Source organism: Streptomyces sp. NPDC048603, from assembly GCF_043199475.1.
GTDB lineage: Bacteria > Actinomycetota > Actinomycetes > Streptomycetales > Streptomycetaceae > Streptomyces.
On record NZ_JBICVY010000010.1, the window covers coordinates 315,856 to 328,705 of the forward strand.

Annotated in this window: 17 protein-coding genes; 16 read left to right on the forward strand and 1 reads right to left on the reverse strand. The window is 72.6% G+C overall.

The genetic code is table 11. The annotated features are described in order from the left end of the window. Window positions 1-20: 20 nt before the first annotated feature. From ACGFQ9_RS26030 to hisF, 7 genes are read left to right on the forward strand one after another with little or no spacing between them, the layout of a single operon-like run. On the forward strand, window positions 21-1,142 hold the full coding sequence (locus tag ACGFQ9_RS26030) for a histidinol-phosphate transaminase (protein ID WP_393577103.1): 1,122 nt from the start codon (window positions 21-23) through the stop codon (window positions 1,140-1,142). Beyond that, on the forward strand, window positions 1,139-1,732 hold the full coding sequence (gene hisB / locus ACGFQ9_RS26035; RefSeq protein WP_125645881.1) for an imidazoleglycerol-phosphate dehydratase HisB: 594 nt from the start codon (window positions 1,139-1,141) through the stop codon (window positions 1,730-1,732). The genes ACGFQ9_RS26030 and hisB overlap by 4 nt, the downstream gene beginning before the upstream one ends. A 2-nt stretch (window positions 1,733-1,734) precedes the next feature. Next, window positions 1,735-1,902 (forward strand): hypothetical protein, encoded by a 168-nt coding sequence (locus ACGFQ9_RS26040; protein ID WP_393576949.1) that lies wholly within the window; start codon window positions 1,735-1,737, stop codon window positions 1,900-1,902. Then, a complete protein-coding gene (gene hisH, locus ACGFQ9_RS26045) occupies window positions 1,899-2,537 on the forward strand; it encodes an imidazole glycerol phosphate synthase subunit HisH (RefSeq protein WP_393576950.1) in 639 nt (212 codons plus the stop codon). Before ACGFQ9_RS26040 ends, hisH begins: the two co-directional genes overlap by 4 nt. Then, on the forward strand, window positions 2,537-3,265 hold the full coding sequence (gene priA / locus ACGFQ9_RS26050) for a bifunctional 1-(5-phosphoribosyl)-5-((5-phosphoribosylamino)methylideneamino)imidazole-4-carboxamide isomerase/phosphoribosylanthranilate isomerase PriA (RefSeq protein ID WP_393576952.1): 729 nt from the start codon (window positions 2,537-2,539) through the stop codon (window positions 3,263-3,265). Before hisH ends, priA begins: the two co-directional genes overlap by 1 nt. Continuing rightward, window positions 3,262-3,669 (forward strand): RidA family protein, encoded by a 408-nt coding sequence (locus ACGFQ9_RS26055; protein WP_393576954.1) that lies wholly within the window; start codon window positions 3,262-3,264, stop codon window positions 3,667-3,669. The genes priA and ACGFQ9_RS26055 overlap by 4 nt, the downstream gene beginning before the upstream one ends. Further along, on the forward strand, window positions 3,666-4,421 hold the full coding sequence (hisF, locus tag ACGFQ9_RS26060) for an imidazole glycerol phosphate synthase subunit HisF (RefSeq protein ID WP_393576955.1): 756 nt from the start codon (window positions 3,666-3,668) through the stop codon (window positions 4,419-4,421). Before ACGFQ9_RS26055 ends, hisF begins: the two co-directional genes overlap by 4 nt. A gap of 198 nt (window positions 4,422-4,619) precedes the next feature. On the opposite strand, the gene ACGFQ9_RS26065 is transcribed toward hisF, so the two are convergent. Further along, a complete protein-coding gene (locus tag ACGFQ9_RS26065) occupies window positions 4,620-5,252 on the reverse strand; it encodes a TIGR03085 family metal-binding protein (RefSeq protein WP_393576956.1) in 633 nt (210 codons plus the stop codon). A gap of 92 nt (window positions 5,253-5,344) precedes the next feature. Between ACGFQ9_RS26065 and hisI the strand changes: the two genes are divergently transcribed. The 9 genes from hisI (at window position 5,345) to trpA (ending at window position 12,749) form a co-directional block, all read left to right on the forward strand. Beyond that, window positions 5,345-5,713 carry a phosphoribosyl-AMP cyclohydrolase gene (hisI, locus tag ACGFQ9_RS26070; protein WP_393576957.1) on the forward strand — a complete coding sequence of 123 codons (369 nt, stop codon included), beginning with the start codon at window positions 5,345-5,347 and terminating at the stop codon, window positions 5,711-5,713. 11 nt (window positions 5,714-5,724) lie between these two features. Further along, window positions 5,725-7,209: an anthranilate synthase component I gene (locus tag ACGFQ9_RS26075; RefSeq protein ID WP_393576959.1), complete on the forward strand. Its 1,485-nt coding sequence runs from the start codon at window positions 5,725-5,727 to the stop codon at window positions 7,207-7,209. 17 nt (window positions 7,210-7,226) lie between these two features. Beyond that, window positions 7,227-7,913: a TIGR02234 family membrane protein gene (locus ACGFQ9_RS26080; protein ID WP_393576961.1), complete on the forward strand. Its 687-nt coding sequence runs from the start codon at window positions 7,227-7,229 to the stop codon at window positions 7,911-7,913. Between the two features lie 169 nt (window positions 7,914-8,082). Next, the gene (locus tag ACGFQ9_RS26085) at window positions 8,083-8,322 is read left to right on the forward strand and encodes an HGxxPAAW family protein (protein ID WP_393576963.1); all 240 of its coding nucleotides are present in this window, start codon (window positions 8,083-8,085) and stop codon (window positions 8,320-8,322) included. Window positions 8,323-8,741: 419 nt separating this feature from the next. Further along, window positions 8,742-9,194: a DUF2752 domain-containing protein gene (locus ACGFQ9_RS26090; RefSeq protein WP_393576964.1), complete on the forward strand. Its 453-nt coding sequence runs from the start codon at window positions 8,742-8,744 to the stop codon at window positions 9,192-9,194. Between the two features lie 158 nt (window positions 9,195-9,352). Further along, window positions 9,353-10,162 carry an indole-3-glycerol phosphate synthase TrpC gene (trpC, locus tag ACGFQ9_RS26095; protein WP_393576966.1) on the forward strand — a complete coding sequence of 270 codons (810 nt, stop codon included), beginning with the start codon at window positions 9,353-9,355 and terminating at the stop codon, window positions 10,160-10,162. Between the two features lie 78 nt (window positions 10,163-10,240). Further along, on the forward strand, window positions 10,241-10,417 hold the full coding sequence (gene trpM / locus ACGFQ9_RS26100; RefSeq protein ID WP_393577105.1) for a tryptophan biosynthesis modulator TrpM: 177 nt from the start codon (window positions 10,241-10,243) through the stop codon (window positions 10,415-10,417). A gap of 266 nt (window positions 10,418-10,683) precedes the next feature. Next, window positions 10,684-11,937 carry a tryptophan synthase subunit beta gene (gene trpB, locus ACGFQ9_RS26105; protein ID WP_393576967.1) on the forward strand — a complete coding sequence of 418 codons (1,254 nt, stop codon included), beginning with the start codon at window positions 10,684-10,686 and terminating at the stop codon, window positions 11,935-11,937. After that, complete coding sequence (trpA, locus tag ACGFQ9_RS26110; protein WP_393576969.1) at window positions 11,934-12,749, forward strand: tryptophan synthase subunit alpha; 816 nt, start codon at window positions 11,934-11,936, stop codon at window positions 12,747-12,749. The genes trpB and trpA overlap by 4 nt, the downstream gene beginning before the upstream one ends. Window positions 12,750-12,850 lie beyond the last annotated feature (101 nt).

Sequence of the window (12,850 nt, forward strand, 5' to 3'; positions counted from 1 at the left end):
ACATCGGCAGCACCGGCAGCATCGGCAACGCCCGCACCGTCGGCATCGACGACCTCCCCATCCGGGAGGAGCTCCGCGGCAAGACCCCCTACGGCGCCCCGCAGCTCGACGTCCCCGTCCAGCTGAACACCAACGAGAACCCGTACCCGCTCCCCGAGGAGCTCGTACGGCGGATCGCCGAACGGGTCGCCGAGGCCGCCCGCAACCTCAACCGCTACCCCGACCGGGACGCGGTCGAGCTGCGCACCGAGCTCGCGAAGTACCTCACCCGGACGGCCGGCCACCGGGTCGCCAAGGAGAACGTCTGGGCCGCCAACGGCTCCAACGAAGTGCTCCAGCAGCTGCTGCAGACCTTCGGCGGCCCCGGCCGCACCGCGATCGGCTTCGAGCCCTCGTACTCGATGCACGCCCTGATCGCCCGTGGCACCGGCACCGGCTGGATCTCCGGCCCCCGCAACGAGGACTTCACCATCGACCTCGCCGCGGCCGAGCGGGCGATCGCCGAGCACGCCCCCGACGTCGTCTTCATCGCCTCGCCCAACAACCCCACCGGCACGGCCGTCGAGGCCGCGACCGTCCTCGCCGTGTACGAGGCGGCGCAGGCGGCGAAGCCCTCCCTGGTGATCGTCGACGAGGCGTACGTGGAGTTCTCCCACCGGGACTCCCTCCTCCCGCTGATCGAGGGCCGCCCCAACCTGGTGATCTCCCGGACCATGTCCAAGGCCTTCGGCGCGGCCGGCCTGCGCCTGGGCTACCTGGCCGCCCACCCCGCCGTGGTCGACGCCGTCCAGCTGGTGCGCCTGCCGTACCACCTGTCCGCCGTCACCCAGGCCACGGCACTGGCCGCCCTGGAGCACACCGACACCCTGCTCGGCTACGTCGAGCAGCTCAAGGCCGAGCGGGACCGGCTGGTCGACGAACTGCGGGCGATCGGCTACGAGGTCACCGACTCGGACGCGAACTTCGTCCAGTTCGGCAAGTTCGCCGATTCCCACACCGCCTGGCAGCAGATCCTCGACCGGGGCGTCCTGGTCCGGGACAACGGCGTACCGGGCCGGCTGCGGGTCACCGCCGGCACCCCGGCAGAGAACGACGCGTTCCTGGAAGCGGTTCGCGCACTGAAGAAGGAGCAGCAGGCATGAGCCGCATCGGACGGGTCGAACGCACCACCAAGGAGACCTCGGTCCTGGTCGAGATAGACCTCGACGGCACCGGCAAGGTCGACGTGTCCACCGGCGTGGGCTTCTACGACCACATGCTCGACCAGCTCGGCCGCCACGGTCTCTTCGACCTCACCGTCAAGACCGACGGCGACCTGCACATCGACTCCCACCACACCATCGAGGACACCGCCCTCGCGCTCGGCGCCGCCTTCAAGCAGGCGCTCGGCGACAAGGTCGGCATCTACCGGTTCGGCAACTGCACCGTGCCGCTGGACGAGTCCCTCGCCCAGGTCACCGTCGACCTCTCCGGCCGCCCGTACCTCGTGCACACCGAGCCCGAGAACATGGCGCCGATGATCGGCGAGTACGACACCACGATGACGCGCCACATCCTGGAGTCCTTCGTGGCCCAGGCCCAGATCGCGCTGCACGTGCACGTGCCGTACGGCCGCAACGCCCACCACATCGTCGAGTGCCAGTTCAAGGCCCTGGCCCGCGCCCTGCGCTACGCCTCCGAGCGCGACCCGCGCGCCGCGGGCATCCTTCCCTCCACGAAGGGCGCCCTGTAGCCGTGACCGGCCTGTCCACCATCCTGATCGTCGTCGGCCTCTTCCTGGCCGGCGGCGTCTACTCGTTCCAGAAGCAGAAAATGCCGAAATCGGTGATTTTCCTGCTCGCCATCGGCTCCGCGATGTGTCTGCTCGCCGGAGTCCTGCGAATCCAAGGAATCTGGGGATGAGCAAGAAGAACGTCGTCGTCTTCGACTACGGCTTCGGCAACGTCCGCTCCGCCGAGCGGGCGCTCGCCCGGGTCGGCGCGGACGTCGAGATCACCCGCGACTACGACAAGGCCATGGACGCCGACGGACTCCTCGTCCCCGGCGTCGGCGCCTTCGCCGCCTGCATGCAGGGCCTCCGGGACGTCCGCGGCGACTGGATCGTCGGCCGCCGGCTCTCCGGCGGACGCCCCGTCATGGGCATCTGCGTCGGCATGCAGATCCTCTTCGAGCGGGGCATCGAGCACGGAGTCGAGACCGAGGGGCTCGACCAGTGGCCCGGCACCGTCGAACCGCTGAAGGCCCCCGTCGTCCCGCACATGGGCTGGAACACCGTCGACGCCCCGGCCGACAGCCAGGCGTTCGCCGGCCTGGACACCGACGCCCGGTTCTACTTCGTGCACTCCTACGCCGTCCGCGAATGGACCCTCGAAGTCGGCAACCCGAACATCCGAGCTCCCAAGGTCACCTGGGCCACCCACGGCGAACCGTTCGTGGCGGCGGTGGAGAACGGGGCCCTGTGGGCCACCCAGTTCCACCCCGAGAAGTCCGGCGACGCCGGAGCCCAGCTCCTCACCAACTGGATCGAGACCCTCTGATGCCGAACAAGCTCGAACTCCTGCCCGCGGTGGACGTCCGCGACGGCCAGGCCGTCCGCCTCGTCCACGGCGAGTCCGGCACCGAGACCTCCTACGGGTCCCCGCTCCAGGCCGCCCTCGCCTGGCAGGCCGCCGGAGCCGAATGGCTCCACCTGGTCGACCTGGACGCCGCCTTCGGCACCGGCGACAACCGCGATCTGGTCGCCGAGATCACCGGAGCCATGGACATCAAGGTCGAACTGTCCGGCGGCATCCGCGACGACGCCACCCTCGCCAAGGCCCTGGCCACCGGCTGCACCCGGGTCAACCTGGGCACCGCCGCCCTGGAGACCCCCGAGTGGGTCGCCAAGGTCATCGCCGAGCACGGCGACAGGATCGCCGTCGGCCTCGACGTGGTCGGCACCACCCTCAAGGGCCGCGGCTGGACCAGCGAGGGCGGCGACCTGTACGAGACCCTGGCCCGCCTCGACTCCGAGGGCTGCGCCCGGTACGTGGTCACCGACATCGGCAAGGACGGCACCCTCACCGGCCCCAACCTGGAGCTGCTGAAGAACGTCTGCGCCGCCACCGACAGGCCGGTCGTCGCCTCCGGCGGGGTCTCCTCGCTCGACGACCTGCGCGCCCTGTCCGGCCTGGTGCCGGCGGGCGTCGAGGGCGCCATCGTCGGCAAGGCCCTCTACGCCAAGGCGTTCACCCTGCAGGAGGCGCTGGAGGTGGTCTCCGCATGAGCGAGCGCACCGGCGAGGTCAGGCGCATCTCCTCCGGCGGCCCCTGGGAGGACGCGATCGCGTACTCCCGCGCCGTCGAGCTCCCCAACGGCATGGTCCTGGTCTCCGGCTGCACCTCCGTCGTCGACGGGGCCGTCGTCTACGGCAACCCCTACGAGCAGACGGTCAACTCCTTCGACGTGGCCCTCAAGGCCCTGGCGCAGGTCGGGCTGGGCGCACAGGACGTGGTCCGCACCCGCATGTACCTCACCCACGCGCGGGACGTCGACGAGGTGGGCCGCGCCCACAAGGAACTCTTCGACACCGCCCGCCCCGCCAGCACCATGGTCATCGTGGCCGGCCTGGTCGACCCCAACCTCGTCGTCGAGGTCGAGGTCGAGGCGTACCGGGGAGGTGCGGCATGACCCTCGCCGTACGCGTGATCCCCTGCCTGGACGTGGACAACGGCCGGGTGGTGAAGGGGGTCAACTTCCAGAACCTGCGTGACGCGGGCGACCCGGTCGAGATGGCCAAGCTCTACGACGCCGAGGGCGCCGACGAGCTGACCTTCCTCGACATCACGGCCTCCTCGGGCAACCGGGAGACCACCTACGACGTGGTGCGCCGCACCGCCGAGCAGGTCTTCATCCCGCTCACGGTGGGCGGCGGCGTCCGCACCGCCGACGACGTGGACAAGCTGCTGCGGGCCGGGGCGGACAAGGTCGGGGTCAACACCGCGGCCATCGCCCGGCCCGAGCTGATCCAGGAGATCGCCGAGCGGTTCGGCCGCCAGGTGCTCGTCCTGTCCGTCGACGCGCGGCGCACCCCGTCCGGCTCCTTCGAGGTCACCACGCACGGCGGCCGCAAGGGCACCGGCATCGACGCCGTCGAGTGGGCGCACCGGGCGGCCGACCTCGGCGCCGGCGAGATCCTGCTCAACTCCATGGACGCCGACGGCACCAAGGACGGCTACGACATCGAGATGATCGCGGCCGTGCGCAAGCACGTCACCGTGCCGGTGATCGCCTCCGGCGGCGCCGGCAGGCTCGCCGACTTCCCGCCGGCCATCGAGGCGGGCGCGGACGCGGTACTGGCCGCCTCCGTGTTCCACTTCGGCGACCTGCGCATCGGGCAGGTCAAGGACACCCTCCGGGAAGCCGGCCACCCGGTCCGCTGACCCGCTGCGCGGCGCCGCAGGTCCCCTGTCCCGTCGGGCGGGACACCCGCCCCGGCCCGGGACGCGGGTACGGCCGTTTCCGGGTCTGCGGCGCCGTCGTGGCCGGTCGCGCAGTTCCCCGCGCCCCTGGACATGCCGGCTCGGCCGGCGTCCGGGGCGAGGGGGCGCTCGGCGCAGCAGACCCGGGCCCGCGGCCGGTCAGAGGCCGAGCTTCGCCGTCGTCAGGGCGGCGATGGCCGGCTTCTCGCCCTCCAGGTCGATCTGCGCGGCGTCCTGCCGCCCGAAACAGAACAGGGTCAGCTCGCCGGGCTCCCCGGTCACGGTGACCACCGGCGTGCCCTTGCGGGCGACCGCCGTCCGCCCGTCCGGCCGCCGCAGCACCAGCCCGACCGGGGAACGGCGGCCGGTCAGCCGCGCCATCCTCTCCAGCCGGTTCCACAGCGCGTCCGAGAACACCGGGTCCAGCGCACGCGGCGACCAGTCCGGCTGGGCACGCCGGACGTCCTCCGCGTGGACGTAGAACTCCACCGCGTTCGCCGCCTCGTCGATCTGCTTCAGCGCGTACGGCGACATCTTCGGCGGCCCGGTGCGGATCAGCTGGATCAGCTCCTCGTACGGCTTGGCCGTGTACTCGGCCATCACCCGCTCCAGCCGCTCCTTCAGCAGGCCCAGCACCAGGCCCCCCGCGGCATCCGGCCGGCGCTCCCTCACCACCACGTGCGCGGCCAGATCGCGGCAGGCCCAGCCCTCGCACAGGGTGGGGGCCTCCGGTCCCGCAGCCTCCAACAGGTCCGCCAGCAAAAGACGTTCACGCTTCGCATGCGTCGACATGCGGCAAGACTACGGCGCGAACCTGACAGATGCCCGCCCATCAGGCGGACGGCCCGCCCGGCCCCGCCGACGCGCGCGGCACAATGGCACGCATGAGTACCGCCCCCCGCCCCAGCGACCTCGACCCGGCCATCGCGGCCCGCCTCAAGCGGTCCCCGGACGGCCTGGTGCCCGCCATCGCCCAGCAGTACGACACCGGTGAGGTGCTCATGCTCGGCTGGATGGACGACGAGGCCCTGCACCGCACCCTGACCACCGGACGCTGCACCTACTGGTCCCGCAGCCGCCAGGAGTACTGGGTCAAGGGGGACACCTCCGGCCACTTCCAGCACGTGAAGTCGGTGGCACTCGACTGCGACGCCGACACCGTCCTCGTCAAGGTCGACCAGGTCGGCGCCGCCTGCCACACCGGCGCCCGCACCTGCTTCGACGCCGACGTCCTGCCGCTCTCGCACAGGTAAGGTCCCAGAACATGGATCTTGAGACGTTCCGCAAGCTCGCGGACGACCGCCGTGTCATTCCCGTCAGCCGCCGCCTGCTGGCCGACGGTGACACCCCCGTCGGCCTCTACCGGAAGCTGGCCGCCGAACGACCGGGCACCTTCCTCCTGGAGTCCGCCGAGAACGGACGCTCTTGGTCCCGCTACTCCTTCGTCGGAGTCCGGTCCGACGCCACCCTGACGGTCCGCGACGGCCAGGCGCACTGGATCGGCACGCCGCCGGTCGGCGTACCCGTGGACGGCGACCCGCTGGAGGCGCTGCGCCGCACGGTCGACACCCTGCACACCCCGCGCGACCTCGCCACGGGTATGCCCCCCTTCACCGGCGGCATGGTCGGCTACCTCGGCTACGACATCGTCCGCCGCCTGGAGCGCATCGGCGAGCACGGCACCGACGACCTGAAGCTCCCCGAGCTGACCATGCTGCTCACCTCCGACCTGGCGGTCCTCGACCACTGGGACGGCACGGTCCTGCTGATCGCCAACGCCATCAACCACAACGACCTCGACTCCGGGGTCGACGAGGCCTACGCGGACGCCGTGGCCCGGCTCGACGCCATGGAGGCCGACCTCGCCCGGCCCGCGCCGTACGCGCCCGCCCCCCTGCCCGCCTCCGAGCTGCCGGAGTTCTCCGGCCTGTGGGGCGGCGAGAAGTACCGGGAGGCCGTCGAGGACATCAAGGAGCGGATCCGGGCCGGCGAGGCCTTCCAGGTGGTGCCCTCGCAGCGGTTCGAGACGCACTGCGACGCGAGCGCCCTGGACGTGTACCGGGTGCTGCGGGCCACCAACCCCTCGCCGTACATGTACCTCTTCCGGTTCGACGGCTTCGACGTGGTCGGCTCCAGCCCGGAGGCACTGGTCAAGGTCGAGGACCGGCAGGCGATGGTCCACCCGATCGCCGGCACCCGCCACCGCGGGGCCACCCCGCAGGCCGACCACGAGCTCGCCGAGGAACTGCTCGCCGACCCCAAGGAGCGGGCCGAGCACCTGATGCTCGTCGACCTGGCCCGCAACGACCTGGGCCGGGTCTGCGAGCCCGGGTCCGTCGAGGTCGTCGACTTCATGTCGATCGAGCGGTACTCCCACGTCATGCACATCGTCTCGACGGTCACCGGCCGGGTGGCCGAGGACAAGACCGCCTTCGACGTGCTGACCGCCTGCTTCCCCGCCGGCACCCTGTCCGGTGCGCCCAAGCCGCGCGCCATGCAGATCATCGAGGAGCTGGAGCCCACCCGCCGCGGGCTGTACGGCGGCTGCGTCGGCTACCTCGACTTCGCCGGGGACTCCGACACCGCGATCGCCATCCGCACCGCGGTGCTGCGCGACGGCACGGCGTACGTGCAGGCCGGGGCGGGCGTGGTCGCCGACTCGGTGCCCGAGGCGGAGGACAACGAGTGCCGCAACAAGGCGGCCGCGGTGCTCCGGGCCGTGGGAGCGGCCAACCGCCTCCACGGCTGAGACGGGCGTAGGGGATAGTGGGGTACGTGAGTGCCGTACCCCCACCTCGTTCCGATGCCTCCGACGCCGCCGGTGCCGACGCCCCGGCTGCCGACGGCCCCGGCCGTGCCGCCGGCCGCCGCAGCGTGGCGATCGCGCTGCTGCTCGGCGCCCTCGGCGCCACCGTCGTGCTGCTGGCCTCCGGCCGGGTCTGGGCCCGGGGCACCGCCGCGATCGCGGACTCCTCGCTGGCGCTGAGCGCCGAGGGCCGCGAGGTCACCGGTGTGCCGGCCGCCCTGGCCATCGTCGGCCTGGCGGCCCTGGTGGCCGTGTTCGCCGTACGGAGCAAGGGCCGGCTGGCGGTGGCCGCGCTGCTGGCACTGAGCGGCCTGGGCGCCGCCGCGTCCGCGCTGGCCGGTGCCTCGGACCGGGCGGCCCTGGACGACGAGGCCGCCCGTACCACCGCGGACACCGCGGCGCGGGTGGCCGGGCTCACCCACACCGCCTGGCCGTACGTCACCGCCGCGGGCGGGCTGCTGATCCTCCTCGCGGGGCTGCTGGCCCTGCGCTACGGGCGGACCTGGCCCGCGATGGGCGGCCGGTACGAGCGGGAGGGCACCGCCCGGCCCCGTCCGCGCCGCGCGTCCGCCGCGCCGGCGCCGGACCCCGACCGGCCCGAGGACCTCTGGAAGGCGCTGGACCGCGGCGAGGACCCGACCGGCTGAACCGGCCTCCCGCGGGGTCACCGGCCCTGCCGGGCCACCGCACCGGCCCCGGCGCGTCAACCGCGACCCGCGAACCCGGACCCGCTGAGGCCGGGTCACGCCCGGTGCGGGAGAATGATTCCCGAGCGTTCTACACAGCGCGTTCGGACAGAGCAACGAGGAGCAACTCATGGCGGGCAGCAGCCACGGACACACCCCGGCCGCCTGGACCGGTGTCACCATCGCCTTCATCGGTTTCTGCGTCTCCGGCGCCTTCATGGTGCTGGCCAACCCGCTCGGATTCTGGGCCGGCATGGTGATCGTCGCGATCGGTGGTGTCGTCGGCATGGCGATGCGTGCGGCCGGCATGGGCCAGAAGAAGCCGGAGCACGACGACCTGGCCGAGGTCATCGCCGCCAAGACCGCCTGAGCCTTCACGGCCCCGCGCAGGGCGCAGCCTCCCCGGGCTGCGCCCTTCGTCGTACCCACCCCTTGTGTGCGCAGGCGTGCCGCCCCGCCCCCCCGGTGTGGGCAGGCGTCCCGCAGGGCGATGGGGGTCCCCCCTGCTCGAGCGGAGTCGAGAGCTTGGGGGAGGGTGGGCACACCGGGACACCCGGCGCGGCTTCGTACCCCGCCCAGCCGGACGCGGCTGTGCGGGGGCAGCGGGATGCGGCGCGGCGGCTCCGGTGCCGTGTGCCCACCCGTGCCGCCCTGCGGCACGACTGCCCACACGGCGGCGCAGTGGCGCCTGCCCACGCCGCAGCCCTGCGGGACGCCTGCCCACGCCGCAGCCCCGCGGCACCGCCTGCCCTGCGGGACGACTGCCCGGGCCCGGGGGACAATCGGCGCATGGACGCTCTGCACCCGACCGCGCCGACGCCGGCGCCGGGGCCACGGCCCGGCCCGCTCCACCGGCGCCTCGCGGCGCCGGTCGTCACCGCCGCCGGGGTCGTCGCCGCCTTCGCCTACGTCGGCGCCGTCGACCCGAACGAGCCGGGCCACTACCCCGTCTGCCCCCTCTTCCGGCTGACCGGAATTCTCTGCCCCGGCTGCGGCGGACTTCGCAGCGCCCACGCCTTCGCACACGCCGACCTGATCACCGCGACGAGCGCGAACGCCCTCGCCGTGGCCGGCTATCTGGTCTTCGCGGCCTACATGGCCGTGTGGCTGAAACGTGCCGTCCAGGGTGCCCCCACCCCGCGCATCGCCTTGAAATCGCAGGCCTGGTGGGCCATCGGTATCCTTGCTCTGGCCTTCGCCGTTGTCCGGAATCTGCCCATCGGCACATGGTTCGCGCCGTGATCCGTCAGGTGCGCCTTGGATTCCGAATGTCCGGGTGGTGGGATGGCATCAACCGCATGCCGGGCGAGACGGCAGCTGCGGATACCATTTGATTGCTGACCATGAGGCAGTCGAACCGACCCTGAACCAGCCATCCGACCCGGAAGGGGGCCGCTCGCGTGAGTGTGCTCGACGAGATCATCGAAGGGGTCCGCGAAGACCTTGCCGAACGGCAGGCTCGCGTCAGCCTCGACGAGCTCAAGGAGCGTGCCGCCAAGGCGCCCCGCGCGAAGGACGGCGTCGCGGCCCTCCGCGGCGACGGCGTCAAGGTGATCTGCGAGGTCAAGCGCTCCAGCCCGTCCAAGGGCGCGCTGGCCGCGATCGCCGACCCGGCGGGGCTCGCCGCGGACTACGAGGCGGGCGGTGCCGCGGTCATCTCGGTCCTCACCGAGCAGCGCCGTTTCGGCGGCTCGCTGGCGGACCTCGAGGCCGTCCGTGCCCGCGTGGACATCCCGATCCTCCGCAAGGACTTCATCGTCACGGCGTACCAGCTGTGGGAGGCCCGCGCCTACGGCGCCGACCTTGCCCTGCTGATCGTCGCGGCCCTGGAGCAGGAGGCCCTGGTCTCCCTCATCGAGCGTGCCGAGTCCATCGGCCTGACCCCGCTGGTCGAGGTCCACGACGAGGAAGAGGTCGAGCGGGCCGTCGCCGCCGGCGCCAAGATCATCGGCGTCAACGCGCGCAACCTGAAGGACCTGAAGGTGGACCGCTCCACCTTCGAGCGGGTCGCTCCGGAGATCCCGGCGCACATCGTCAAGGTCGCCGAGTCCGGCATCCGCGGGCCGCACGACCTGATCGCGTACGCCAACGAGGGCGCCGACGCCGTCCTCGTCGGTGAGTCCCTGGTCACCGGCCGCGACCCGAAGGCGGCCGTCGCCGACCTGGTCGCCGCCGGCGCCCACCCCGCTCTGCGCCACGGCCGGAGCTGAACCACCACCGTGACCGCCACCAGCCCGCGCACCCGCCGCCGTCCCGAGGGCCGTTTCCGCCCCGGGCCGCGCGCCGGCGTGCCCGGGACGGCGGCGCAGGCCCGTGATCCGCACGCCCGCCTGGCCCGGGGCCGCAAGCCCCGCGGCTGCCGGGCCCCGGCCCGGCGGGTGCTCGGCCGCCGGGTGCGGTACGTGATCGGCTCCGAGCCGGGACAGGTCAACGGCATGCGATGGCACGCCGGGGGCGCGTCGTAGCGCACCCCCGGCAGGTACGCCCCCGCCGCGCGCCCTCCGCGCACGCCGGGCGCCCGTACCGTCCGCGGTGCCCTCCACTTGCCGCCGGGGCCGACCGGCCCGGCCGCAAGCTGCTCCGCCCATTCCGGCATGCCGGCGTACCCGCCGCGCCTGCCGCACCCACATCCCGTGACATCCGTTTACGGTGGTTTCACCCCGGTGTGGGCCGTTTGGGCCGACGGCGCAATACGTTGTTCCCAACCGTCGCTTCCGTAGGAGTTCTGGCCATGTCCAGCGAGCAGTTCTTCATCCCGGACCCGGAGGGTCACGTCCCCAACGCCGAGGGCTATTTCGGCGACTTCGGCGGCAAGTTCATCCCGGAGGCGCTGGTCGCCGCCGTGGACGAGGTCGCCGTCGAGTACGAGAAGGCCAAGGGCGACCCGGCCTTCGCGGCCGAGCTCAACGACCTGCTCGTCAACTACACGGGCCGGCCCAGCGCCCTCACCGAGGTGCCCCGGTTCGCCGAGCACGCCGGCGGCGCACGGATCTTCCTCAAGCGCGAGGACCTGAACCACACCGGCTCGCACAAGATCAACAACGTGCTGGGCCAGGCGCTGCTCACCAAGCGCATGGGCAAGACCCGCGTCATCGCCGAGACCGGCGCCGGCCAGCACGGCGTGGCCACCGCCACCGCCTGTGCCCTGTTCGGCCTCGACTGCACCATCTACATGGGCGAGATCGACACCCAGCGACAGGCCCTCAACGTGGCCCGCATGCGCATGCTGGGCGCCGAGGTCATCGCGGTGAAGTCCGGCTCCCGCACCCTCAAGGACGCCATCAACGAGGCGTTCCGCGACTGGGTCGCCAACGTCGACCAGACCCACTACCTCTTCGGCACGGTCGCCGGCCCGCACCCCTTCCCCGCCATGGTCCGCGACTTCCACCGGGTCATCGGCGTCGAGGCCCGCCGCCAGATCCTGGAGCGCGCCGGCCGCCTGCCCGACGCCGTAGCGGCCTGCGTCGGCGGCGGCTCCAACGCCATCGGCCTGTTCCACGCCTTCATCCCGGACGCCGACGTCCGCCTGGTCGGCTTCGAGCCCGCCGGACACGGCGTCGAGACCGGCGAGCACGCGGCCACCCTGACCGCCGGCGAGCCCGGCATCCTGCACGGCTCCCGCTCCTACGTCCTCCAGGACGAGGAGGGCCAGATCACCGAGCCGTACTCCATCTCGGCCGGCCTGGACTACCCCGGCATCGGCCCGGAGCACTCCTACCTCAAGGACTCCGGCCGCGGCGAGTACCGTGCCGTCACCGACGACGCGGCGATGCAGGCCCTGCGCCTGCTCTCCCGCACCGAGGGCATCATCCCGGCCATCGAGTCGGCACACGCCCTCGCCGGCGCGCTGGACCTCGGCAAGGAGCTGGGCAAGGACGGCCTGCTGGTCGTCAACCTGTCCGGCCGCGGTGACAAGGACATGGACACGGCAGCCCGCTACTTCGGGCTGTACGACGGCGAGAACGCTGAGGGGGAGTCGAAGTGAGCAACGGCAAGATCCAGCTGCTGAGCGACACGCTCGCCAAGGCCAAGTCCGAGGACCGCGCCGCCCTCGTCGCCTACCTCCCGGCCGGCTTCCCGACCGTCGACGGCGCCATCGAGGCGGTCAAGGCCGTCCTCGCGGGCGGCGCGGACGTCGTCGAGATCGGCCTCCCGCACAGCGACCCCGTCCTGGACGGCGCGATCATCCAGACCGCCGACGACATCGCCCTGCGCGGCGGCGTGAAGATCGCCGACGTGCTGCGCACCGTCCGCGAGGCGTACGAGGCGACCGGCGCGCCGATCCTCGTCATGACCTACTGGAACCCGATCGACCGCTACGGCGTCGAGCGGTTCACGCAGGAGCTCGCGGCGGCCGGCGGGGCCGGCTGCATCCTGCCCGACCTGCCGGTCCAGGAGTCCGCGCTGTGGCGCGAGCACGCAGCGAAGCACGGTCTGGCGACCGTGTTCGTGGTCGCCCCGTCCAGCAAGGACGAGCGCCTGGCCACCATCACGGCGGCCGGCAGCGGCTTCGTCTACGCGGCCTCGCTGATGGGCGTCACCGGCACCCGCGAGTCCGTCGGCAACCAGGCGCAGGAGCTGGTCGAGCGCACCCGCCGCACCACCGACCTGCCGGTCTGCGTGGGCCTCGGCGTCTCCAACGCCGTCCAGGCCAAGGAGGTCGCCGCCTTCGCCGACGGCGTCATCGTCGGCTCCGCCTTCGTGAAGCTGCTGCTGGACGCGCCGGACCTGCCGGCCGGGCTGGCCGCCGTACGCGCCCTGGCGGGCGAGCTCGCGGACGGCGTCCGCCGCGGCTGACGCACGCGTGTTCACACGACCGGGCACGGACGTGGTTCTGTAGCCCGATCGGGTGGAACCGGTCGCGGGGAGGCACTGGGGTGCCTCCCCGCTTCGTTTGC